This is a genomic window from Pseudomonas sp. S2_H01, from assembly GCF_054668305.1.
Map to the genome: position 1 here is coordinate 2,436,896 of NZ_CP162756.1, position 23,892 is coordinate 2,460,787.

Annotated in this window: 23 protein-coding genes; 5 read left to right on the plus strand and 18 right to left on the minus strand. The window is 58.5% G+C overall.

Going from position 1 to position 23,892, the window contains the following annotated elements:
• Window positions 1-7: 7 nt before the first annotated feature.
• From AB4N84_RS10795 to gcvA, 3 genes are all read right to left on the minus strand, one after another.
• Window positions 8-1,516, minus strand: a complete 1,509-nt coding sequence (locus AB4N84_RS10795; RefSeq protein ID WP_460046318.1) for a methionine--tRNA ligase — start codon at window positions 1,514-1,516, stop codon at window positions 8-10.
• A complete protein-coding gene (locus AB4N84_RS10800) occupies window positions 1,516-1,959 on the minus strand; it encodes a cupin domain-containing protein (protein WP_460046319.1) in 444 nt (147 codons plus the stop codon). The genes AB4N84_RS10795 and AB4N84_RS10800 overlap by 1 nt, the downstream gene beginning before the upstream one ends.
• Window positions 1,960-2,274: 315 nt before the next feature.
• Entirely contained in the window at window positions 2,275-3,183 is a 909-nt protein-coding gene (gene gcvA / locus AB4N84_RS10805; RefSeq protein WP_074754889.1) for a transcriptional regulator GcvA, read from the minus strand.
• Window positions 3,184-3,340: 157 nt separating this feature from the next.
• On the opposite strand from gcvA, the gene AB4N84_RS10810 reads away from it, so the two are divergent.
• The 5 genes from AB4N84_RS10810 to AB4N84_RS10830 all read left to right on the plus strand — a co-directional run bounded on the left by AB4N84_RS10810 (window position 3,341) and on the right by AB4N84_RS10830 (window position 7,945).
• Complete coding sequence (locus tag AB4N84_RS10810) at window positions 3,341-4,264, plus strand: DMT family transporter (RefSeq protein ID WP_460046321.1); 924 nt, start codon at window positions 3,341-3,343, stop codon at window positions 4,262-4,264.
• A 190-nt stretch (window positions 4,265-4,454) separates the two neighbouring features.
• A complete protein-coding gene (locus AB4N84_RS10815; RefSeq protein WP_074754893.1) occupies window positions 4,455-5,375 on the plus strand; it encodes a LysR substrate-binding domain-containing protein in 921 nt (306 codons plus the stop codon).
• A gap of 172 nt (window positions 5,376-5,547) precedes the next feature.
• Window positions 5,548-6,207 (plus strand): TetR/AcrR family transcriptional regulator, encoded by a 660-nt coding sequence (locus AB4N84_RS10820; RefSeq protein WP_460046322.1) that lies wholly within the window; start codon window positions 5,548-5,550, stop codon window positions 6,205-6,207.
• A 168-nt stretch (window positions 6,208-6,375) separates the two neighbouring features.
• A complete protein-coding gene (locus tag AB4N84_RS10825; protein ID WP_460046323.1) occupies window positions 6,376-7,149 on the plus strand; it encodes an alpha/beta fold hydrolase in 774 nt (257 codons plus the stop codon).
• A 115-nt stretch (window positions 7,150-7,264) separates the two neighbouring features.
• Window positions 7,265-7,945: a type 1 glutamine amidotransferase domain-containing protein gene (locus AB4N84_RS10830; protein ID WP_460046325.1), complete on the plus strand. Its 681-nt coding sequence runs from the start codon at window positions 7,265-7,267 to the stop codon at window positions 7,943-7,945.
• A gap of 762 nt (window positions 7,946-8,707) precedes the next feature.
• Here the strand turns inward: AB4N84_RS10830 and AB4N84_RS10835 are convergent.
• From AB4N84_RS10835 to AB4N84_RS10905, 15 genes are all read right to left on the minus strand, one after another.
• Window positions 8,708-9,802, minus strand: a complete 1,095-nt coding sequence (locus AB4N84_RS10835; protein WP_460046326.1) for an alkene reductase — start codon at window positions 9,800-9,802, stop codon at window positions 8,708-8,710.
• 39 nt (window positions 9,803-9,841) lie between these two features.
• Entirely contained in the window at window positions 9,842-11,251 is a 1,410-nt protein-coding gene (locus tag AB4N84_RS10840) for an NAD-dependent succinate-semialdehyde dehydrogenase (protein WP_460046327.1), read from the minus strand.
• A 96-nt stretch (window positions 11,252-11,347) separates the two neighbouring features.
• Window positions 11,348-12,157 carry a helix-turn-helix transcriptional regulator gene (locus AB4N84_RS10845; protein ID WP_460046329.1) on the minus strand — a complete coding sequence of 270 codons (810 nt, stop codon included), beginning with the start codon at window positions 12,155-12,157 and terminating at the stop codon, window positions 11,348-11,350.
• A 194-nt stretch (window positions 12,158-12,351) separates the two neighbouring features.
• The gene (gene glmS / locus AB4N84_RS10850) at window positions 12,352-14,187 is read right to left on the minus strand and encodes a glutamine--fructose-6-phosphate transaminase (isomerizing) (protein WP_460046330.1); all 1,836 of its coding nucleotides are present in this window, start codon (window positions 14,185-14,187) and stop codon (window positions 12,352-12,354) included.
• A gap of 11 nt (window positions 14,188-14,198) precedes the next feature.
• Window positions 14,199-14,966 (minus strand): DeoR/GlpR family DNA-binding transcription regulator, encoded by a 768-nt coding sequence (locus AB4N84_RS10855; RefSeq protein WP_074757398.1) that lies wholly within the window; start codon window positions 14,964-14,966, stop codon window positions 14,199-14,201.
• Window positions 14,967-15,159: 193 nt separating this feature from the next.
• Entirely contained in the window at window positions 15,160-16,527 is a 1,368-nt protein-coding gene (gene glmU, locus AB4N84_RS10860) for a bifunctional UDP-N-acetylglucosamine diphosphorylase/glucosamine-1-phosphate N-acetyltransferase GlmU (RefSeq protein ID WP_460046332.1), read from the minus strand.
• Window positions 16,528-16,650: 123 nt separating this feature from the next.
• Window positions 16,651-17,076: a F0F1 ATP synthase subunit epsilon gene (locus AB4N84_RS10865; protein ID WP_043192055.1), complete on the minus strand. Its 426-nt coding sequence runs from the start codon at window positions 17,074-17,076 to the stop codon at window positions 16,651-16,653.
• A 44-nt stretch (window positions 17,077-17,120) separates the two neighbouring features.
• Window positions 17,121-18,497, minus strand: a complete 1,377-nt coding sequence (atpD, locus tag AB4N84_RS10870; protein ID WP_074757402.1) for a F0F1 ATP synthase subunit beta — start codon at window positions 18,495-18,497, stop codon at window positions 17,121-17,123.
• Window positions 18,498-18,525: 28 nt separating this feature from the next.
• Window positions 18,526-19,386 carry a F0F1 ATP synthase subunit gamma gene (gene atpG / locus AB4N84_RS10875; protein ID WP_074757404.1) on the minus strand — a complete coding sequence of 287 codons (861 nt, stop codon included), beginning with the start codon at window positions 19,384-19,386 and terminating at the stop codon, window positions 18,526-18,528.
• A 50-nt stretch (window positions 19,387-19,436) separates the two neighbouring features.
• The gene (gene atpA, locus AB4N84_RS10880) at window positions 19,437-20,981 is read right to left on the minus strand and encodes a F0F1 ATP synthase subunit alpha (RefSeq protein ID WP_074757406.1); all 1,545 of its coding nucleotides are present in this window, start codon (window positions 20,979-20,981) and stop codon (window positions 19,437-19,439) included.
• Between the two features lie 21 nt (window positions 20,982-21,002).
• Window positions 21,003-21,539, minus strand: a complete 537-nt coding sequence (locus tag AB4N84_RS10885; protein ID WP_037016920.1) for a F0F1 ATP synthase subunit delta — start codon at window positions 21,537-21,539, stop codon at window positions 21,003-21,005.
• A 12-nt stretch (window positions 21,540-21,551) separates the two neighbouring features.
• Window positions 21,552-22,022, minus strand: a complete 471-nt coding sequence (locus tag AB4N84_RS10890; protein WP_062386210.1) for a F0F1 ATP synthase subunit B — start codon at window positions 22,020-22,022, stop codon at window positions 21,552-21,554.
• Window positions 22,023-22,079: 57 nt separating this feature from the next.
• Window positions 22,080-22,337: a F0F1 ATP synthase subunit C gene (gene atpE, locus AB4N84_RS10895; RefSeq protein ID WP_002555987.1), complete on the minus strand. Its 258-nt coding sequence runs from the start codon at window positions 22,335-22,337 to the stop codon at window positions 22,080-22,082.
• 137 nt (window positions 22,338-22,474) lie between these two features.
• Window positions 22,475-23,344: a F0F1 ATP synthase subunit A gene (gene atpB, locus AB4N84_RS10900; RefSeq protein ID WP_074757408.1), complete on the minus strand. Its 870-nt coding sequence runs from the start codon at window positions 23,342-23,344 to the stop codon at window positions 22,475-22,477.
• A 16-nt stretch (window positions 23,345-23,360) separates the two neighbouring features.
• Complete coding sequence (locus tag AB4N84_RS10905) at window positions 23,361-23,768, minus strand: F0F1 ATP synthase subunit I (protein ID WP_074757410.1); 408 nt, start codon at window positions 23,766-23,768, stop codon at window positions 23,361-23,363.
• Between the last annotated feature and the right edge of the window lie 124 nt (window positions 23,769-23,892).

Consider the following 23,892-nt stretch of genomic DNA (forward strand, 5'->3'; position numbering starts at 1 on the left):
TCCCGGATCAGATCTCGTATTCCACAGCGCTGACGTACACCAGCTGTTGGAACACTTCGTTCTCGGTGAAACGGCAGTAGCGCAGAATCTGCCGGGCCAGGTCCGGAAACACCGGCGCGCCAATGGCGCCGATCAATGCCATGTACGGCAAAATCCGCTTGCCGAGCAATTGGCGATCACGGGCCGCATTGATCACGTCGGACAGCAACACAGCCAGGCCTTTCATGGTGAAGTGATCCACCGATGTGACCTCAAACCAGCGCGCAACGAGGATCTTGATTGCCGCCGCATCAGCCGATGTCACCTTCAGGCTGTCGCCGTCGACCCGCTCGCGCTCAGCCTGCGCGGCCAGCTTGACCAGCACCTCCTTGAAGGTCTCTTCGCGCCAGGCAGCGAATTTCTCCACGTCGAAGTCGTCGGTGTCCTGCTCAGGCGCGATCAATGCCAGATAGAACCGAGCGCTGTCGGTGCAGGCATCGTCAACCAGGTCACGGGCCCAGATCGCATAGTTGCGGCTGGTGGACAAGTTCTTGCCGTTCAGGGTGAGGAACTGGTTGGTGTAGAAGGTCTGACGCATGCGGTAGCCGTGCATGGTCTGCAACAGCGACGGATACACCATCATGTGGCTGAAGGCGCAGTCATAACCGAGGAAATGCACCATCCGGCCTTTGCCGGAGCGGCAGTACTCGTCGTATTCCCATGGCGCGTGCTTGTGCTCGTTGAGGTATTCGCGGAACGCGCCCAGATAGCCGGACAATCCCATCACCCAGGTGTGGATACGTCGACTGCCATCGGGTTTAAGGTCCAGTCCGCCGTCGTGCGGACGGGTGATCGCCCAGTCCAGCGGCCCCAGCTCGAACTCTTCATTGAGGAAGCGGCGAATGAACGGGCGCAGCGGCGCATGCTCGAAGCTGCTCTTGAGGTGGTTACGGAAGTTGGACAGCGCCAGAAACTCGCGCTCTACCGGTCGCCATATCATTTGCGAGGAGCAGAGTTTGCAGTGGAAGTTGCTCATCTTCGAGGCATTGGGCGTGTGCGCGCATTCTTCGCACTGGCTCGCATCGGAGTCCGAGCCGCAGTAGTCACAGTTGCCGCGGCCGAACGCCTCGTAGCCCCATTTGTCGCAGTGCTCGCAGTAGGGTTCCTGGCTGACTTTTTTGTAAATGGCACCCGCCTTCACCGCGTACTCGTACATTTCCTCCACAGCTTTCTTGAAGTAATTGTTGCGGTACGGACGCATCCAGAAATCGATCTCGATCCCCATTTTTTTCAGGGTTTCGTTGATCTTGTCGGTGTTCTCCAGCGCCAGCTCCTGGGGCGCGCGGTCGAGTTCGATGCCTCGGCGCAGCATGTACGACTGATAGTCGTCGGAGTAGGACACCAGCGTGCAGTCATGACCCCGCTGACGTTGCGCGCGCGTGAAGATATCGGCGGCCAGGAAAGGACCGGCCATGTGACCGATGTGCAGGTCGCCGTTGGGGGTTGGCGGCGTGATGGTAACCAGTAACTTGCCCATCACGAGACCCTCGGTTCGGACACGTCGTGTACCGTCGCCTTTTGCAACGCGAACGCGTTCGACGCCACGGCTTGCCGGGCGTCTTCATCGAGGAAGCGGTTGGCGGAATCACGATCCCACCAGACCACATAAAAATGGAAGTCTTCGTCCGTGTCGTTCAACACATAGTGATCGGTGTGTTTGGGAATGGCGGCGATATCGCCCATGGTGAACGGGTACGTCTGGTCGCCGACCACCAGCTTGGCGGTGCCTTTTATCCCGATGAAGAACTCTTGATCAATCTGGGTGTGCGACAACGATTGGGTGTGCGGGCGCACGACGCACCAGCCACCGCCGATAGGGGTCGCATAACCGTCCCACGGCAGCAGTCGGGAACCGTCCAGGTCATATTCATGAACCAGTTTGTCCCAGGCCATGGGGCGAAAAATTTGAAAGTCTGTCATGAAGTTCTCCTTCAACCCGGAGCATCCCTGCTCGTTGTTTATCGGCGTCCGCCCGTGCAGGGCAACGCCGTTGAGTTGAGGGATAAGCTGAAGAAAATCGCAGAAGGGAGCAAACAAGAAATACGCAATTACCGGTTAAGTTTGACTTAACTCAACATTGCTTAATCATTCGACTTATCAAGGAATTAGGTCGCTTTTGGGCGGGTATCGGTCCACCAACCGGCACTGAAGCAGGGCTTAACTGCTCCGAAAAACAGCCATTAAAACCAGACAGCGTGATGCCCGGAAGCGTATTGCGCCCTGGACGGCAGGAAATCAGCGCGTCGTAAACTCGCGCTGGCTGGCGATGGCCTGTGACACCAGCCAGTCCCTGAATTGCCGACTGGACTTAGGCAGGATGGCCGTCTCGTCATACACCAGGTAGTACGCAATCGGCGTGTCGATGGTCGCGCGAAAGGGCACCACCAGACGGCCCGAGGCCAGCTCTTCGCGAATCAAAGAGCGACGTACCAGCGCAATCCCCATGCCCGCTAGGGCGGCTTCGATCACGCCGTTGGAGTCCACAAAAACCGAGCCCTTGTGCACGGCGGCTTCGGCATCCTCGATCCCCACCGCCCTGAGCCATAACGCCCAGTCTTCGCGGTGCTCATCGTGCAGCAGGTTGTAGTTCTTGAGATCGATGGGCGAAGACAAGAAACGCGAATCCGGCAACAGACCTGGGCTGCACACCGGCTGCAGACGGTCGTTGATCAGCATCTCGACCTCAAGCCCCGGATACCGGCCCAGGCCATGACGCACAGCAAAATCGACGCCGTCACCGAGCAGGTCAACCAGCCGGTTGGTGGTGCTGATCAGCACTTCGATACCCGGACAGATGGCCTGGAAATCAGGCAAGCGCGGGAGCAGCCACTGCATTGCAAAGCCGCTGGTGCAACTGACCGTGATGGTATTGGGACCGTTATCGCTCATCAGACGCTGGGTCGCGTCGGATATCTGCCCGAGTGCGGGGCGAATGGCACGCAGGTAAATCTTGCCTTCGGGCGTCAATTCCAGGCGCTTGGTGTTACGGATGAACAACGTGACGCCCACTGCCTTTTCGAGCTTGGCGATCTGTTGGCTGATGGCCGCCGGAGTGACGAAAAGCTCGCCCGCCGCGCTCTTCATGCTGGCGTGACGCCCCGTCGCTTCAAAACACAGCAGGGCGTACAGGGGCGGGAATTTCATGCCGGTCCTCAGTTAAGAAAATCTAATGTGCTTAAGAAAAGCTCGCTTGAGCACGACTTCAGACACTGCTCAAATCATCACACCCTGACTCGGCGAGCGTCAATCTACACCTTCCGGGTCGTTTTGTTGAATGCAGTAGATTCAGGAAGGATGTGTCATGAGGCCATCGGATTATGTTCGGCTACTTCTCCTCGCCGCGATCTGGGGAGCAAGTTTTCTGTTCATGCGTGTGGCGGCTCCTGTACTGGGTGCATTACCCACGGCGTTCTTTCGTGTGCTGCTCGGCGCGATCGGCCTGCTGGTGATCCTCGCCGTCCTCAAAACCCAGCATGACTTTCAGGGCAAACTCAAAGCCACGATGGTGCTGGGCGTGATCAACTCGGGTATTCCGTTCCTGATGTACAGCATGGCCGCCATGCTGTTGCCTGCGGGTTACTCCGCCATTCTCAATGCCACCACGCCGCTGATGGGCGTGTTGATTGGCTCGATGTTCTTCAACGACACGCTCACACCCAAAAAAGCAGCGGGCGTTTTCATTGGCCTGCTGGGAATCACGTTGCTGACCACCACCGGCCCGATGACCTTCACCACCACCGTGGTGATGGGCGCACTGGCGTGCCTGGTCGCCACCAGTTGCTACGGCGCAGCAGGCTTCCTGACACGTCAGTGGATTGCCGACAAAGGCGGCCTGGATGCCAAACTGGTCGCATTCGGCAGTCAGGTCGGCGCCACCATGTTCCTGGCGCCGTTCTTCGCGATTTCGACCACCGTCAATCCACCCGCCAGTTGGGGTGACACCACTGTCTGGTTGTCGCTGGCGGCCGTCGGTTTCATTTGTACCGCGTGCGCCTACATCCTCTACTTCCGCCTGATTGCCGATATCGGCCCGGTCCGTTCACTCACCGTGACCTTCCTGATTCCACCGTTCGGCGTGCTGTGGGGCGTGATGTTCCTCGATGAGCACCTGTCCGCCGGCCATCTCTACGGCGGCGGTCTGATCTGTCTGGCCGTGTGGTTCGTGCTCAGCAAGAGCAAGCCCAAGCCGGTGCAGGCCGCGCAGGATTCGCCTGCCGCCACCTGATTTCACTTATCCACAGCTGAAACCGAAACGCAGTTGTCTGGTGGCGTTAACCAGACGGGGTCCGGCCGTGCCCGCTTTTTCTTCTCGGCCATGGGACACGCACAGTTTTAGGACGTATCGAGATGGCAACACGATCAGACGTATTGACCCTTTGGCTGAGTGGCTGTGACATTTGGGCGGAGTATGCACAATGAGCAGAGCGATCCCGTTGATTGCCCTTCGCACCTTCGTCGAGGTGTGCAAGGTCGGCAGTATGAAACGCGCCGCGGACCATCTGTGCGTTTCCCCGGCCGCCATCAGTCAGCAGATCAAAGGCCTGGAAGACCAGATCGGCAAGCGCCTGTTCGAGCGCGACGCCAAGGGCATTCAGCTCACGGCCAGCGGCCGCAGCCTGTTCGACGAACTGTCAGACACCTTCGACGTCATCGAAAAAGCCTGGTCGGGTGCAGCCCTTAAACAACCTCGGCAAACCCGGCTGGTCATTGGCACGACGTCCACCATCGCCAGTTCCTGGCTGATCCCCGCGCTGAGCGACTTCAAAGAACGCTGCCCCACCATCGAAATTTCGATCCAGATCTGCAACGGCCTTTCGGACCTCAAGCATGGCCATGTGGATATCTCCATCCAGCGAGAAATGGCCAGCAGCCCGGACAACCACGCCACCCGCTTATGGTCCTCTTACCTGATCCCGGTTTGCAGCCCGAACCTGCTCACCAAACAACGCACGATCGAAAGCCCGCAGGATTGCCTGACTTATCCACTGCTGCAGGACACCGAACGCAATTACTGGAAGGTGTGGATGAACGCCTTCGGGGTGGGCAATCGCAAAATGATTCAGGGCTCCAGCTACGGCGACGAGTCCCTGTTGATAAGTGCCGCATGCGCCGGCCAGGGCATTGCGCTGGTCAACAACGTCTTCGCCTCCGAAGCCCTGCAATCCAAACGCCTGGTGCAGGTCACCAACGCGACGTCAGAATTGAAATTCGATTATTTCGTGTACTGCGCCAAGGAGCGGCGCGAGGAATGGGCGATTGTGGAATTCATGAAGTGGGCGGTGCAACAGGCGGGTAAATCGGAAGGCAAACGCGTGACCGCCATGCATGCGGCTTGATCAGGTCCAAGTTATCAACAGGTGTGAAAGACATATCCACTTGAAACGGCGTTTAACAGCGCTTGAGGATAAGCGCCTGTGCCCGGTGATCGCCAGTATCCTCACATCTCTGAAATTCATGCGCTCACGCACCACTAGTAGACCGATCGGCTAGGAGGTATGCTTCTCGCCCATGACTACTTCTACTGCACGTTCTTCTGCCCGCGGGACATCTGATGTCCGTCAGGGAATCCTCGATGTCGGCCAACGAATCATGGCCGCCAAAGGCTATTCCGCGGTCGGCCTGAACGAAATTCTCGCTGCTGCGGGTGTTCCCAAGGGTTCGTTCTACCACTACTTCGGGTCCAAGGACGCGTTCGGTGAGGCGTTGCTCGAGGACTACTTCGAGGGCTACCTGGCCGACATCGACCGGGTCCTGGCCGAGCCGGGCCTTACGATGGGTGAACGCCTGATGAACTACTGGCGCATCTGGCAGGACACGCAATCGTTCCACGACTGCCAGGGCAAATGCCTTGCGGTGAAGCTGGGCGTCGAGGTGGCTGATCTGTCCGAGCCGATGCGCGCCGTGCTCAAGCGCGGCACTTCGGGCATCACGGATCGCCTGGCCAGCGCGATCGAAGCGGGTAACGCCGACGGCTCGCTGCCAGAGTGCGGCGATCCCCATGCCGTTGCACAGAGCCTGTACCAGCTCTGGGTAGGCGCCAGCGTGATGGTCAAGATCGAAAAAGTCCTGCGCCCTTCCAAATGGCGATGGCGACGACCCGGGTCATCCTTCGTCTGCCCTGACCCGCGCCCGCTCTCGGCGCTTCGGCGCCGATGTCTTCTCCGGTAAACCCCACACGTTGTGCACCGCTACAGGTCGGCATCCGGCCTGTGCAGTTCCCTTCCCAATTAAACCCTTTGAAAAACCGGTCCTGGAAATAATTGAAAACTTCACTAGACGACTGGTCTACTCTTGATTAAGGTGTACCCACATTAACCCGCCACAAGGACTGAAGTGATGAGAACCAAAACCACAATCGCTGCGCTCGTGTCCGCGCTGACACTGGCCACTTTCGTCGGCCTGGCGAACGCCCAGGAGCGTCCAGCCCCTGCCCTGACGGCCAAAACGGTGGTGCTTGTGCATGGCGCTTTCGCCGACGGTTCCTCCTGGAACAAGGTGATTCCGCTGCTTGAGAAAGCCGGTCTTAACGTGGTCGCCGTGCAGAACTCCCTGGATTCGCTGGATGGCGACGTTGCCGTGACCAACCGGGCCATCGCAGCGGCTCAAGGGCCTGTGGTTCTGGTCGGCCATTCCTGGGCAGGCGCTGTGATCAGCGATGCAAATGTCGACGAGAAGGTCAAATCTCTGGTTTACGTCGCCGCCTACGCTCCGGATGACGGCCAATCCGTTTTCGATTCGGTGAAAGGCTACCCCGAGATGCCAGGACAAGCGTCCTTCGTGAAAGATGCCGATGGCTACGTGAAAGTGAGCGACGCAGGCGTTGCCAAATTCTTTGCCCCGGACCTGCCCCGCGCTGAACAGAAACTGGTCGCTGCGACCCAGGGCGCCCTGAACATCAAGGCCCTGAGTCAGCCCGTTCCTCACGCCGCATGGCACAAGGTTCCGTCGTTCGTGGTTATCGCGGGCAAGGACCAGATCATTTCGCCACAACAGCAACGAGACCAGGCAAAACGCTTGCACGCGACTACAGTTGAAGTGCCGTCGAGCCACGTTGCCATGCTGGCTTACCCGAAGGCGGTCGCGGATTTGATCATCAAAGCCGCCCAATGATTTTGTTTTACCGAAACATTAGACGACTGGTCTACTTAATGGCCTGACGCACAGCTTCAACGCTCTAACCTAGCGCTAACGCCACCTTTAACTTCGATAGAAAAGGATATATCCGATGAAAGTTCTGATGGTTCTGACCTCCCACGACACCCTTGGCAACACTGGCCGTCCTACCGGCTTCTGGCTGGAAGAGCTCGCGGCGCCCTACTACGCATTCAGCGATATCAACGCCGAAATCGTTCTAGCCTCGCCAAAGGGCGGCAAACCGCCCCTCGATCCAAAAAGCAATGAACCGGATTTCCAGACCGAGCTGACCCGTCGCTTTGAAGCCGACCCTGCGGCCACCGCACAACTGGCCAACACCGTGCGCCTGGACAGCGTGTCGCAAGCGGACTTCGATGCCGTGTTCTACCCGGGTGGCCACGGCCCTCTGTGGGATCTGGCCGAAGACAAGCACTCCATCCAGCTCATTGAGTCGTTCATCGCAGCAGGCAAACCGGTCGCCGTTGTATGCCACGCCCCTGGCGTTCTGCGCCACGTCAAGAACGCTGAGGGTTCGCCGCTGGTTCAAGGCAAGAAAGTCACCGGTTTCGCCAACAGCGAAGAAGAAGCGGTCGGCTTGACCAACGTGGTGCCCTTCCTGGTTGAAGACGTGCTGAAAACCCTGGGCGGCATCTACTCGAAAGGCCCGGATTGGGGTCCTTACGTGGTCAATGACGGTCTGCTGATCACCGGGCAGAATCCTGCTTCCTCCGGCCCTGCGGCAGCATCCCTGATCGCTGAACTGAACAAGTAAGCGGTCTCAGTCCTGACCGACGCGGGAGGTGTATACACCTCCCTCCACACACTGCTGCCGCGAGATCAATGCCATGAACTGGTAATCCCTGAATACGTCCCCAAGCCCGACTCTATGTCGGGCTTTGTCGTTTCCGGGCTCATGACATGACGACTTGAAACGCGTCAGGCACGAGAGCCTGTGCGCAGCTCATTGAACGACCGCTCCTCCTTTGCCCGTTGTCTACCAGCGCCAAAGGCTTTTTCTGGCATGAGCCAAGTCGCGATGACAGCGTCGCAGTCAATAAGCCCGTCGAATGTGAACGTCCTCGCGCGCAGGCTCACGCTTGCAAGTCTGTGATCCTCTGGGCACTCCATCTCATTAAGCAGGAGCCTCCCCTGCCGTTGCTGCCCTCGGGCAACGCGTTCAACCGAGTCCCCGTTAGAGGTGAACCGCACGTAGGCAGGCGCATCCGGGATAAGCGCGCTGCGCAAGAGCTTCACGCCAGGACGGCCGATAACTGCACCGACGTATCAGAGGTTGAAATCAAACGCCTGCAAGGCATCGCCGGCGCCATCGACGGCTTATCAACAAATGTCCGGGCATCAAACTGACGCCTGTGGATGAGGGGTTGGAGCAGCAGGTTGCCGTGGATCACAAGCATGCGCGGTGCTTTCTTCAGGAGGTGATGGTCGGGGGGAGAAGGGTTTACAGGGAGCATGAAAAAGCCGTCGCATGGGCGACGGCTTGGGATGGAGCGCGGATTAACGAGGGGATGCGACGTCAGCCCATTGCCGGCCAGTCTGAATAACCCGTGGCGTCGCCGCCGTACCAATAGGCTTTTGGCGCTTCCGCCAGTGGCGCTCCGCTGGCCAGGCGGTAGATCAGGTCAGGGTTGGCAATGAAGGGACGACCAATGCTGAACAAATCAGCATCCCCCGCTGCCAGCGTCTGTTCGGCCAGATCCAGCGTGTACTGGTTGTTGGCGATATACGCGCCGCTGAAACGCTGCCGCAGTTCGGCAAAGTTGACGCCATTGACCTCTTCGCGGCTTAGCTGAGTGACGCCCTCAATCTCATGGATGTACAGCAGCCCGAGGTCCGATAGCGCGGCAACATAGGCACCAAAGGTGGCCATGGTGTTGCTGTCCAGCGGCGTTTCGCCAGGCGTAGTGGTCACCGGAGAGATGCGGATACCAACGCGGTCGGCACCCCAGACGTCGATCACTGCCTTGACCACCTCCAGAGGAAAGCGCAGGCGGTTTTCCAGCGAGCCGCCATAACGGTCTGTTCGAAGGTTGGTGCTGTCACGCACGAACTGCTCGAGCAAATAGTTGTTCGCCGAATGCACCTCCACACCGTCAAAGCCGGCCACTTTGGCGTTTTCGGCGGCCCGGCGATAATCCTCGACGATCAGCGGGATTTCATCGGTTTCCAGTGCCCGGGGCGTGACGAAATCCTTCATCCCTTTATGCACCCGGATCTGCCCGTGAGGCTTGATCGCCGATGGCGCAACGGGAAGGCTGCCGTCGTGCATGTCAGGGTGCGACATGCGTCCGGTGTGCCAGAGCTGCAGGAAGATCTTGCCGTCCTGACGATGGACCGCCTCGGTCACACGCTTCCACGCAGCGATCTGCGCTTCGGTCCAGATCCCGGGGGTTCGCGTGTAGCCTCGGGCTTGGGCCGAAATATTGGTCGCTTCCGTCACAATCAGCCCGGTGCTTGCCCGCTGGGCGTAATAGTCGGCGACGTAGTCGGGTTGAACACCGGCATCGTCCGCGCGGCTGCGGGTCATCGGCGCCATCACAATGCGGTTCTTCAGTTGCAGTCCGCCCAATTTGACGGGCTGCAGGACAGGGCTTGCGAAACGATCACTCATGATTTTTTCTCTCTGCAATCAGGCACGTTATGGAGGTGTTCAGTCGATGCTCTTGGCCCAGACGGCCTGCGCATTGGTGAATTCCCGCAAGCCGAAATGCGAGAGCTCGCGACCGTAACCGCTCTTCTTCACACCACCCACCGGAATACGCGCGTTGGTTGCAGGGAAGCCATTGATGAAGACCCCACCCGTTTCCAGGCGACGGGCGATGCGTTGTGCGCGATCCATGTCCTGGGTCCACAGGCTGCCACCCAAACCGTAATCACTGGTGTTGGTCAGAACGATGGCGTGCTCGGCGTTGTTGGCAACGGTAATCGCTGCGACGGGGCCGAACGTTTCTTCATCGAACGCGGCCATGCCAGGCTGGACGTCGGCCAGCACCGTTGGCTCGTAGAAATTGCCTGGACCTTCAATCTTCTTGCCACCGAGCAGCAAGGTTGCGCCAGCGGCAATGGTGCGCTGTACCTGACCGTCGAGCTCATCGCGCAAATCGCCGCGAGCCATTGGCCCGACATTGTTGGCGCTGTCCAGCGGGTTACCGACGTTCAACTGCTTCACCGCCGCGACAAACTTGCGGGTGAACTCCTCGGCAATTGGCTGCTCGACAATGAAGCGCTTGGCCGCCAGACAGACCTGTCCGGCGTTCTGAAAGCGCGCTTCAACCGCAGCCTTCACCGCCAGGTCGATATTGGCGTCGGCCAGCACGATAAAGGCATCGGAGCCGCCCAGTTCCAGAAGACTCTTTTTCAGCGCCTTGCCCGCCGTCGCCGCGACGGCCGAACCGGCGCGCATGCTGCCCGTCAGCGTCACACCGGCGATGCGAGGGTCTTCGATGGTGCGAGCGACGGTATCGTTATCCGCGATCAGGTTGGCGAACAGACCTTTGGGAAATCCCGCGGCCTCGTAGGCGTCCTGCAGGGCATAGGCCGAGCCCATGACGTTCGGCGCATGCTTGAGCATGAAGCCGTTACCCGACAGCATGATCGGCCCTGATGCGCGAATCACCTGCCACAGCGGGAAATTCCACGGCATCACCGCCAGCACGGTGCCGATCGGCAAGAAGGAAACGTGAACCTCGTCGTCACCGTCTACGTTGACAGGCTCATCGGCCAGGATCGCCGGGCCGTTGTCGGCAATCCAGTCGATGGTCGCCGCACACTTCTCCACTTCAGCCCGCGCCGACACCAGGGTCTTGCCCATTTCAGCGGTGATCAGCGCAGCGATGATGTCCGAACGCTCGCGCAGGACAGCGGACAGACGACGGTAGGCGGTGACACGTTCGCGCATCGGCGTGGCACGCCACAAGCGGAAGGCAGCGGCGTTTACGTCCAGCAGTTGCTCGACTTCGCTCTGTGTCTGAAACGGGTAAGTCGCGATCAGTTCACCGGTCGCCGGGTTACGCGATGTGGCGAAGGCAGAGGGGGTCGAAGTTGCGTTCAGGTTAGTCATCGGTATCACCTCGTTGGCGGTGGTGCAGCGCTGTTTGCGCTGCGATGACCGTCACTCTAGGTAAGCCCGACAGGGCCAGGAAGGCGTGTTGTTATCCTATGACTGGGAGTCATAGGCAGTGTGTCGAGGGATGTATGTGACCAGCGACAGATCCGGCCGGCCCTCTGGCGTCAGGGCCACGTAGGTAAAATCGATGTAACCACTGACCGGATGCAGCAGACGCTTTCGGCCTTCGTCGAAGCCTTTGACTTCCGTGTCCTGCCACCACTCGCGAAACTCCGGGCTTAGCGCGGACAGCTCCTCGATCAGGCTGTCGAATGGCGCCTTGTCCTGAGCCAGGGCACGGGAAGCGCGAAAGGCACTGATCATACCCCGCGCCATCTGCTCCCAGTCCAGGATCACGGTCCGATAAGGGATGTACAGGAACAACAGGCGCAACGTATTGCGCTCATGAGGCTGCAGCGAACCGTAATCGACGAACAGATCGGCGATGGCATCGTTCCACGCCAGGATGTCGAGCCGAGCGTTACGCACGTAGGCCGGAATGGGATTGATCGCCCGCACGAGCATTTCCAGCCCGGCGCTGACCCCGCCGCCGGTCTCGGCCTGAGGTGCTTCGAGTGAGGACAACGCAAACAGATGCGCAGACTCCACGCGATCAAGCTTGAGAACTTTCGAAATGCGCCGCAGCGCGTCGGGAGACGGCTGGATATCACGGCCCTGCTCAAGCCAGGTGTACCAACTGACGCTGACCCCTGCCAGCACCGCCACTTCCTCGCGGCGCAATCCCGGCGTACGCCTGGGTCCCTCGGGAAGGCCAAAATCCTTAGGCTCAAGGCGAGCACGTCGGCTGGAGAGAAACTTACCGAACTCGCGTCGTTGTTCTACAGAAGGTCTGCTAGCCATAACGCCCTCGGGGCCGAAGTTTCAATCGATCGTTCTGAAGGGTTCCGTTATAGCGCGTTAATTTGGGGGGAGAAACCGCTGGTGGCTTTTCTTGACGTGGGACTGGCTGTTGGACCGAACGTAAAAAGCTGTCGCCGATCGATTCATGGCCGACCGGCGACAGCTCTAGTTCCCAACGACTCGTTGTGGATAACTTATTCCACTGTCACCGACTTCGCCAAGTTACGCGGCTGATCCACGTCCGTGCCTTTAAGCACTGCAACGTAGTAAGACAGCAGCTGCAGCGGGACGGTGTACAGAATCGGCGCCAGGGCATCGATGATGTGCGGCATAGAGATGACGTGGGTGCCTTCGCCGTTGTTCAAGCCAGCTTGTTCGTCAGCGAAGACGATCAACTCACCGCCACGGGCACGGACTTCCTGCAGGTTCGATTTCAGTTTTTCCAGCAGTTCGTTGTTCGGCGCCACGGTCACGACGGGCATGTCGCTGTCGACCAGCGCCAGCGGGCCGTGTTTGAGCTCGCCTGCGGGATAGGCTTCGGCGTGGATGTAGGAGATTTCCTTGAGTTTCAGGGCACCTTCCATCGCGACCGGGAATTGCGCGCCGCGTCCGAGGAACAGCGTGTGGTTCTTCTCGGCGAACAACTCGGCCACTTTCTCGACGGTGCTGTCCATCGCTAACGCTTCGCCCAGGCGGGTTGGCAGGCGACGCAGTTCTTCAACCAGCTCAGCTTCAACGCCAGCAGCCAACGTGCCTTTGACCTGACCCAGCGACAGGGTCAGCAGCATCAGGGCAACCAGCTGAGTGGTGAATGCCTTGGTGGAGGCCACTCCGATTTCAGGGCCTGCTTGCGTCAGCAGGGTCAGGTCGGATTCACGCACCAGCGAGCTGATGCTGACGTTGCAGATAGCGAGGCTTGCGAGGAAGCCCAGTTCTTTGGCGTTGCGCAGTGCGGCCAAGGTGTCGGCGGTTTCGCCAGACTGGGAAATCGAGACGAACAGCGTGTCCGGCTGGACCACGACTTTGCGGTAGCGGAATTCGCTGGCGACTTCGACCTGGCAGGGAATGCCAGCGAGACTTTCAAGCCAGTATCGGGCAACCATCCCGGCGTGATAACTGGTGCCGCAGGCAACGATCTGGACGTTGCGCACTTTGGCGAACAGCTCGGCCGCTTGTGGGCCGAACGCCTGGACCAGCACCTGATCCGAACCCAGACGGTTTTCCAGCGTGCGCTGTACGACTTTCGGCTGCTCGTGGATTTCCTTGAGCATGAAGTGACGGAACTCGCCCTTGTCGGCGGCCTCGGCGCCTTCGCGGTACTGCACGACCTCACGCTCCACCGAAACACCGGCAGCGGTCCAGATCTGCACGCTGTCACGGCGGATCTCGGCAATGTCGCCCTCTTCCAGGTACATGAAGCGATCGGTGACCTGACGCAGCGCCAGCTGATCGGAGGCCAGGAAGTTCTCACCCAGACCCAGGCCGACCACCAGCGGGCTTCCGCTGCGGGCCGCGACCAGACGATCAGGTTGCTTGGCACTGATGACTGCCAGGCCATAAGCACCGTGCAGTTCTTTAACGGTTGCTTTGAGCGCTGCGGTCAGATCAGGCGTGTCCTGCATTTTATGGTGCAGCAGGTGCACGATGACTTCGGTGTCGGTATCGGAGGTGAACAGGTAGCCGAGGCTTTTCAGACGATCGCGCAGCGGCTCATGGTTTTCGATGATGCCGTTGTGGACAACGGCCAGTTCGCCGCTGGAAAAGTGTGGGTGCGCGTTGTGCTCCAGAGGCGCACCGTGCGTGGCCCAACGGGTGTGGGCAATACCCAGACGGCCCACCAACGGTTCGCCCGCCAGCGATTGCTCAAGCTCATTGACCTTGCCGACGCGGCGACGACGCTCCAGCACGCCAGCATTGCTGAACAGCGCTACACCGGCACTGTCGTAACCGCGGTATTCCAGACGCTTGAGGCCTTCCAGCAGGATGGCGGTGACATTACGTTCAGCGACAGCGCCGACAATTCCACACATGGTTTTTTCTCCTAGGAAACAGCGGCGCAGATCAACGTAACGCCGCGCGCCTGAATATGATCGCGTGCCTCCTGAGGCAGTCGATCGTCGGTAATAAGGGTGTGGACACTGCTCCAGGGCAGTTCCAGATTGGGAATCTTGCGACCGACCTTGTCGGCTTCGACCATGACAATCACTTCGCGAGCGACCTCGGCCATGACACGACTGAGGCCCAGCAGCTCGTTGAAGGTCGTGGTACCGCGCATCAGATCAATGCCGTCCGCACCGATGAAGAGCTGATCGAAGTCATAGGAACGCAGCACTTGTTCGGCGACCTGGCCCTGGAACGACTCGGAATGCGGGTCCCAAGTGCCCCCGGTCATCAACAACACCGGTTCATGCTCCAGCTCGCCGAGGGCGTTGGCGACATGCAAAGAGTTCGTCATGACGACCAGGCCGGGCTGCTGACCAAGCTCTGGGATCATGGCAGCAGTGGTACTGCCGCTGTCGATGATGATTCGGGCATGCTCACGAATGCGCTTCACCGCCGCGCGGGCAATGGCTTGTTTGTGTCGGGATACCGGCTGACCCGGTTCGCCGATCAATTCCTGCGGCATCGGAACCGCCCCGCCGTACCGGCGCAACAACAAGCCGTTGCTTTCAAGTGCAGCCAGATCCTTACGAACCGTAACTTCAGAGGTCTCGAAACGTTTCGCCAACTCGTCGACACTCACCTCGCCCTGTTCATTGAGCAGCGCAAGGATATTGTGACGACGTTGAGGGGTATTGCGCTTGGACATGTTGACCCGTAAGTTTCGTTTCGAAAGATAACGATGCGAATAGAAACCTATCGAAAGATATTCGTCAAGCGAGGGCGATGATTTTTCTGGGGATGCCGAAGGCTGTGAATACATCAAAGCCTGGCAGAGACGGACTGAATCAGACCTGAACGCGCGCGATGGCAGTCAGGCCTGATGCAAACTGTGGATAACTTCAGTGTTTCTTGATTTTGACCGGGCGCTTCCAGCCATCGATGTTGCGCTGGCGCGCTCGGGCAACTGCCAGCTGCTCGACCGCAACGTTCTGCGTAATGGTTGAACCTGCAGCAGTCGTCGCCCCCGACGAGATATCCACAGGCGCGACCAGCGAGTTGTTCGAGCCGATGAATACGTCTTCGCCCAATACCGTTTTGTGCTTGTTGGCGCCGTCATAATTGCAGGTGATGGTGCCGGCGCCGATATTGGTGCGCGCGCCGATGACCGCATCTCCCAGATACGCCAGATGACCGGCCTTGGCCCCCTCGCCCATCTCTGCGTTCTTCAGTTCAACGAAGTTACCCACATGGGCCCCAGCGCCCAGGATGCTTCCTGGACGCAGACGGGCGAAAGGACCTGCATCGGCCGCTTCACCGACGATGGCGCCTTCAAGATGGCTGTTCGCCTTAATGATTGCGCCTTTGCGCAGCGTGCTGTCTTTGATCACACAGTTCGGGCCGATGGACACATCGTCCTCGATGACTACACGACCTTCGAGGATCACGTTGATATCGATGGTGACATCGCGTCCGACCGCGACATCACCGCGCACATCAAACCGGGAGGGATCGCGCAACGTCACGCCAAGCGCCATCAGGCGGCGCGCTTCACGCAGCTGGTAGTGACGCTCCAGCTCGGCGAGCTGTTTGCGGTCGTTGGCGCCCTGCACTTCCATCGGGTCATGTGGCTGGGCTGTGGCGACGATCAGGCCGTCGTTCACCGCCATTGCGATCACGTCAGTCAGGTAGTACTCGCCTTGGGCATTGTTGTTCGACAGACGCCCTAGCCAGTCGGCCAGACGCTTGCCAGGCAAAGCCAGAATCCCGGTGTTGCCTTCCTTGATCGCTTTCTGAGCGTCAGTGGCGTCTTTGTGCTCAACGATGGCGCTGACGCGGTTCTGTTCATCGCGCACTATCCGGCCGTAACCGGTCGGGTCGTCGAGGGTGACGGTCAACAGGCCCAGCTGCTGGTCGTTCACCAGCGTAAGCAGACGCTGCAATGTCTCCACTTCGATCAGCGGGACATCGCCGTACAAAATCAAAACGGTGTCAGCGCTTAGCGCCGGCACGGCCTGGGCGACTGCGTGTCCGGTCCCCAATTGTTTGTCCTGCAGGACAAAGCTCAAGTCGTCGGCGGCAAGCTGTTCACGCACCTTATCGGCGCCATGCCCGATCACCACCTGGATGCTGTCAGGCGAAAGCTGACGAGCACTGTGGATAACATGGCCCAACATGGAGTTGCCGGCCACCGGGTGCAGCACTTTAGGGAGAGCCGAACGCATGCGAGTGCCCTGACCCGCAGCAAGAATGACGATATCGAGAGACATGAAGGATTCCAGGCGAGCAGCCGCAGCGGAGGCCGGGCTGATGATTCAGGAAAAAGAACCGAAAAAAGAAAAAGGGTAGCCGAGGCTACCCTTTTACTCAATCGCGCATGAACGTCGTGAGCCTTAGCCGCCGAATTTCTTGCGAATTTGCTGAACGGTGCGCAGCTGAGCCGCGGCCTCCGCCAGACGTGCAGCAGCAGATCCGTAGTCGAAATCTGCGCCTTTTTCGTTCAGGGCTTTCTCGGCAGCCTTGACGGCTTCCTGAGCAGAGGCTTCGTCCAGGTCAGCAGCGCGTTGCACGGTATCGGCAAGCACTTTGACCATGTTCGGTTGAACCTCAAGGAAACCACCGGAGATGTAAAACACCTCGGCTTCTCCACCCTGCTTGATCAGACGGATCGGGCCCGGCTTCAGATCAGTGATCAGCGGCGCGTGACCTGGAGCAATACCGATATCACCCAGGTTACCGTGTGCAATCACCATCTCGACCAGACCGGAGAAAATCTCTCCTTCCGCGCTGACGATATCGCAATGGACTGTCATAGCCATTTGCTTGCCTCAACCTGATTAGCGCCCGTTGCCGGGCGCCTGGATTACAGTTTCTTGGCTTTCTCGATCGCTTCTTCGATGCCGCCGACCATGTAGAACGCTTGTTCTGGCAGGTGGTCGTACTCACCGGCGAGGATGCCTTTGAAGCCAGCAATGGTGTCTTTCAGGGAAACGTATTTACCCGATGCACCGGTGAAGACTTCAGCCACGAAGAACGGCTGCGACAGGAAGCGCTGGATCTTACGAGCGCGGGATACCAACTGCTTGTCGGTTTCCGACAGCTCGTCCATACCCAGGATCGCGATGATGTCTTTCAGCTCTTTGTAACGCTGCAGAACGTACTGGACGCCGCGAGCGGTGTCGTAGTGGTCCTGGCCGATAACGTTCGGGTCCAGCTGGCGCGAAGTCGAGTCCAGTGGGTCAACCGCTGGGTAGATACCCAGGGAAGCGATATCACGGGACAGAACGACGGTGGCGTCCAAGTGGGCGAAGGTGGTCGCTGGCGACGGGTCGGTCAAGTCGTCCGCTGGTACGTATACCGCCTGGATCGAGGTGATCGAACCTTCTTTGGTCGAAGTGATGCGCTCTTGCAGCACGCCCATCTCTTCAGCCAGGGTCGGCTGATAACCTACTGCGGAAGGCATACGGCCCAGCAGTGCGGATACTTCAGTACCGGCCAGTGTGTAACGGTAGATGTTGTCGACGAACAGCAGAACGTCGTTACCTTCGTCACGGAACTTCTCGGCCATGGTCAGACCGGTCAGAGCAACGCGCAGACGGTTTCCCGGCGGCTCGTTCATCTGGCCGTATACCAGTGCCACTTTGTCCAGAACGTTGGAATCCTTCATCTCGTGGTAGAAGTCGTTACCCTCACGAGTACGCTCACCCACACCGGCGAACACGGAATAACCGCTGTGCTCGATGGCGATGTTACGGATCAGTTCCATCATGTTTACGGTCTTGCCGACACCGGCACCACCGAACAGACCGACTTTACCGCCCTTGGCAAACGGGCATACCAGGTCGATAACCTTGATGCCGGTTTCCAGCAGGTCGTTGCCGCCTGCCTGGTCAGCGAACGAAGGCGCAGGACGGTGAATGCCCCAGCGCTCTTCGGTTTCGATCGGGCCAGCTTCGTCGATCGGGTTACCCAGGACGTCCATGATCCGGCCCAGAGTCGCTTTACCGACCGGTACGGAGATGGCTGCGCCGCTGTCGATAACGTCCAGACCGCGCTTCAAGCCTTCGGTAGAACCCATCGCAATGGTACGAACTACGCCGTCGCCCAGCTGCTGCTGAACTTCCAGGGTAGTTTCAGCGCCTTGTACTTTCAGCGCGTTGTAGATGCTCGGTACGCTGTCGCGTGGAAATTCCACGTCGATCACGGCGCCGATGATTTGAACGATACGTCCGCTACTCATTAGCTGGATCCTCTGAATATTTGAACCGTTAAACCGCGGCAGCGCCGCCGACGATTTCCGAGATCTCTTGGGTGATCGCTGCCTGACGCGCCTTGTTGTAGATCAGCTGCAAATCGCTGATCAGGTCACCGGCGTTGTCAGTGGCGTTCTTCATCGCGATCATCCGCGCGGCTTGTTCAGCTGCGTTGTTCTCGACCACCGCCTGGTAGACCTGCGACTCCACGTAACGGACCATCAAGCCGTCCAGCAGCTCTTTGGCGTCGGGTTCGTACAGGTAATCCCAGTGGTGCTTGAGTTCTTGATCCTGGGTGGCGACCAACGGAATCAACTGCTCGACCGTTGGCTGCTGAGTCATGGTGTTGATGAACTTGTTGGATACCACGGACAGGCGATCAATACGGCCCTCCAGGTAGGCATCCAGCATCACCTTGACGCTGCCGATCAAATCGTTGATCGATGGCTCTTCGCCCAAGTGGCTGATCGCAGCGACGACGTTACCGCCGAAGTTGCGGAAAAACGCCGCACCTTTGCTGCCGACCACGCACAGATCGATCTCTACGCCGTTTTCACGGTTCTTCGCCATGTCCTTGACCAAAGCCTTGAACAGGTTGGTATTCAAGCCACCACACAGACCACGGTCACTGCTCACCACGATATAACCGACGCGCTTTACTTCGCGTTCGATCATGAAGGGGTGACGGTATTCCGGGTTAGCGTTGGCAAGATGACCAATCACCTGGCGGATGCGCTCCGCGTAAGGACGGCTAGCAGCCATGCGCATTTGAGCCTTGCGCATTTTGCTGACCGCCACTTTTTCCATGGCGCTGGTGATCTTTTGCGTGCTTTTGATGCTCGCAATCTTGCTGCGAATCTCTTTTGCGCCTGCCATGTAACACCTATCAGGTTAGCAAGCGGGAGCCTCGCGACTCCCGCTGCGGCTTACCAGGTTTGGGTGGCCTTGAACTTCTCGATACCGGCTTTGAGGCCAGAATCGATTTCGTCATTGAAGTCACCCTTCACGTTGATCTTCGCCATCAAATCGGCGTGATCGCGGTTGAAGTAAGCAATCAGCGCTTGTTCAAAGCTGCCGACCTTGGCGATTTCGACGTCAGTCAGGAACCCACGCTCAGCGGCATACAGCGACAGCGACATGTCAGCGATCGACATTGGCGCGTATTGCTTCTGCTTCATCAGCTCGGTAACGCGCTGACCATGCTCAAGTTGCTTACGGGTCGCTTCGTCCAGGTCAGAGGCGAACTGGGCGAATGCCGCCAGTTCACGGTACTGAGCCAGAGCGGTACGGATACCACCGGACAGCTTCTTGATGATCTTGGTCTGAGCGGCACCGCCCACACGAGATACCGAAACACCAGCGTTCACAGCCGGACGGATGCCGGAGTTGAACATGGCCGATTCCAGGAAGATCTGACCGTCGGTGATGGAAATCACGTTGGTCGGAACGAACGCGGAAACGTCGCCAGCCTGGGTTTCGATGATCGGCAGTGCGGTCAGGGAACCGGTTTTGCCGGTCACTGCGCCGTTGGTGAACTTCTCTACGTACTCTTCCGAAACGCGGGATGCGCGCTCCAGCAGACGGGAGTGGAGATAGAACACGTCGCCTGGGTAAGCTTCACGTCCTGGTGGACGGCGCAGCAGCAGGGAAATCTGGCGGTAAGCCACTGCTTGCTTCGACAGATCGTCATAAACGATCAGTGCGTCTTCACCGCGGTCGCGGAAGTATTCGCCCATGGTGCAACCGGCATAAGGAGCCAGGAATTGCAGCGCAGGAGATTCGGAAGCACTGGCGGCCACGATGATGGTGTTGGCCAGAGCGCCGTTTTCTTCCAGCTTGCGAACAACGTTGGCGATGGTCGATTGCTTCTGACCAATAGCAACGTAGACGCAGAAGATGCCGCTGTCTTTCTGGTTGATGATCGCGTCGATCGCCAGAGCGGTTTTACCGATCTGACGGTCACCGATGATCAGCTCACGCTGGCCACGGCCGACAGGGATCATGGCATCGACAGCCTTGTAGCCAGTCTGTACAGGCTGGTCTACCGACTTACGCCAGATAACGCCTGGAGCAACTTTCTCGACCGCGTCGGTCTCGGTGTTGTTCAGAGGACCTTTACCGTCCACAGGGTTACCCAGTGCATCGACAACGCGACCCAGCAGTTCCTTACCAACCGGAACCTCCAGGATGCGGCCTGTGCACTTGGCGCTCATGCCTTCGGCAAGAGAGGTGTATGCGCCCAGTACGACAGCACCCACGGAGTCTTGCTCCAGGTTGAGTGCCATACCGTAGACGCCGCCCGGGAACTCGATCATTTCGCCGTACATAGCGTCGGCCAGACCGTGAATCCGCACGATACCGTCAGACACGCTGACGACAGTGCCTTCGTTGCGGGCTTGGGAGGCTACATCGAGCTTGTCGATGCGGCCCTTGATGATTTCACTTATTTCGGAAGGATTGAGTTGCTGCATTGCTCTGCTGCCCCTTCAAACTCAAGATTTCAATGCTTCGGCTAGTTGCGCGAGTTTGCCGCGAACTGAGCCATCGATAACCAGGTCGCCGGCGCGGATGATGACACCACCTATCAGGGCAGCATCCTCCGCAGCGTGCAGGCGCACTTCCCGGCCGAGCCGTGCACTGAGAACCTTGGCGAGTTTGTCTTGCTGTTCTTGGTTCAATGCAAAAGCACTGGTCACATCCACATCTACCGATTTTTCCTGCTCGGCCTTGTACAGCTCGAACAGTTCGGAGATCTCCGGCAGAAGCTGGAGACGGTCGTTTTCAGCAACGACGTGAATGAAATTCTGTGCCTTGGCATCGAACTTGTCGCCGCACACTTCAATAAAAGTGGCGGCCTTGTCTGCGCTCGTCAGTCGCGGGGCCTTGAGCATGCGCTGCATGGTGTCGTCTTGCGACACCGCAGCAGCCAGGCCGAGCATGGCTGACCAATTGGCCAGTTGCTGGTGCGCCTGTGCATGCTCGAAGGCTGCCTTAGCGTAAGGTCGGGCCAACGTGGTCAGTTCTGCCATGATCGCCCTCGCTTAAATTTCAGCAGCCAGTTTGTTAACCAGCTCCGCGTGCGCGTTTTGATCGATTGTGGCACCCAGGATCTTCTCCGCGCCGTTGACTGCCAGGCTGCCCAGTTGGGCGCGCAGCGCGTCTTTGACGCCGTTCAGTTCCTGCTCGATCTCGGCCTGAGCCTGAGCCTTGATGCGGTCAGCATCGACACGAGCCTGTTCACGGGCTTCGTCGACAATCTGAGTACCGCGCTTCTTGGCTTGCTCAATGATTTCAGCCGCCTGAGCTTTCGCTTCGCGCAGTTGCTGACCCGCTTTATCTTGGGCCAGCTCCAGGTCGCGAGCTGCTCGTGTAGCAGCGTCCAGTCCATCCGCGATCTTCTTCTGACGTTCGTGCAAAGCCGCGATGACCGGAGGCCACACGAACTTCATGCAGAACAGCACAAAAATGAAGAACGCAACGGACTGGCCAATCAGGGTTGCATTAATGTTCACGCCAACACCTCGCTCGTTCGTTGTCCATCACACCAATCAACTCGAAAATTCGAGCGATTAGCCAGCGAGTTGACCAACGAAGGGGTTCGCAAAAGTGAAGAACAGAGCGATACCGACACCGATCATGGTTACGGCGTCGAGCAGACCAGCCACGATGAACATTTTAACTTGCAGCATTGGAACCATTTCTGGTTGACGCGCTGCGCCTTCCAGGAACTTACCGCCCAGCAGGCCGAAACCGATTGCAGTACCCAGAGCACCCAGGCCGATCAGCAGTGCAACAGCGATAGCAGTTAGACCAACTACAGTTTCCATCTTTCCTCCCGACTTTTACGTCGTATTGGTTAGGTTTTTTTAGATTAAAGCGGTAAAACAAAATCGTTTTTTACATCAAGCCCTTGCGGGCGCCCCCTCACCGCAATGAGGGGATCATCAGACTCGCCAGGCGGGTCTTAATGGTTATCTTCGTGAGCCATCGACAGGTAGACGATGGTCAGCATCATGAAGATGAACGCTTGCAGGGTGATGATCAGGATGTGGAAGACAGCCCACGCCCATTGCAGTACCACGCCCAGTCCGCTGAGCCACAGCAGCCCGCTGCCGAACATGACCGCGATCAGGATGAACACGAGTTCACCGGCGTACATGTTGCCGAAGAGACGCAGCGCCAGAGAAACCGGTTTGGCGATCAGTGTCACGAATTCAAGCAGGAAGTTCACAGGAATCAACAGTGCCTGGACAACAACGTTCTTGCTGCCGAACGGGTGCAGGGTCAATTCGCCAATGAAACCGCCAATGCCCTTGACCTTGATGCTGTAGAAAATGATCAGTGCGAAGACCGAAAGCGCCATGCCGATGGTTGCGTTAGGGTCGGTGGTCGACACCGCGCGGAACGGAATGTGGTGATCGCCGGAAATCATCACCGCCAACTGTGGAATCCAGTCAACCGGCACGAGGTCGACCGCGTTCATCAGGAAAACCCAGACGAAAATGGTCAGTGCCAGAGGTGCGATGACCGCGCTGCGACCATGGAAGCTGTCTTTTACGCTGCCGTCGACGAATTCGATCAGGACTTCGACGAAGTTCTGCAGACCGCCAGGCTGACCGGAGGTCGCTTTTTTAGCGGCCATGCGGAAGAGCAGGACGAAGATCAGACCCAGAGCCACCGACCAGCCAAGCGTGTCGAGGTGGAAAGCCCAAAAGCCCATTTCTTTTGCTTCTGCTGCGGAATGCGCGAAGCCCCAAGTGCCGTCAGGCAAATGACCGAAGGTCAAGTTCTGCAAGTGGTGCTGGATATAGCCCGAAGCTGTTTGCTCTGCCATGGTTGCCTCAAACGCCCTAAGGTCTCAAAAGTCTTGTTCTCATTAGCAGGGGTGCGAACCAGCTGACCAACTGGGTCAGCATGAACACTCCGAAAACCGCCAGCGGGGCCAGCGGCTTTACACCTGCGAAGGTCAGTGCAAACAGCACTGCCGTAAAAATCAGTTTGCCTGCCTCGCCGGCGTAGAACGACCGAACGATGGCTTGCGCAGCCCTGGCACCGGAAAACCGGAACGCCTTATGGGCAAAGTACAAATTGGGCAGCCAAGCTATCAGGCCTCCGCAAAGCCCTGAGTATCCAGCTACGACTCCATGCCACTGCCAAAGCGTCACCGCTGCCAGTAACAGCACAATCAATTGAGCCAGCAGTACCGGGAAAACAGCCAGACGATGGAATGGCAAGCGGTTTGGCGTGCGTGTCTCCATCACATGGACTCCTCGTATGCCAGCCGCCAAAATCAATAACTTGGCATAATTTGTGCCGACAAAATGCGCGCAGAGTATAGGGGCGGTTCAGCCCCTATTCAACTGCCGGGTAGTGATTTCCGAC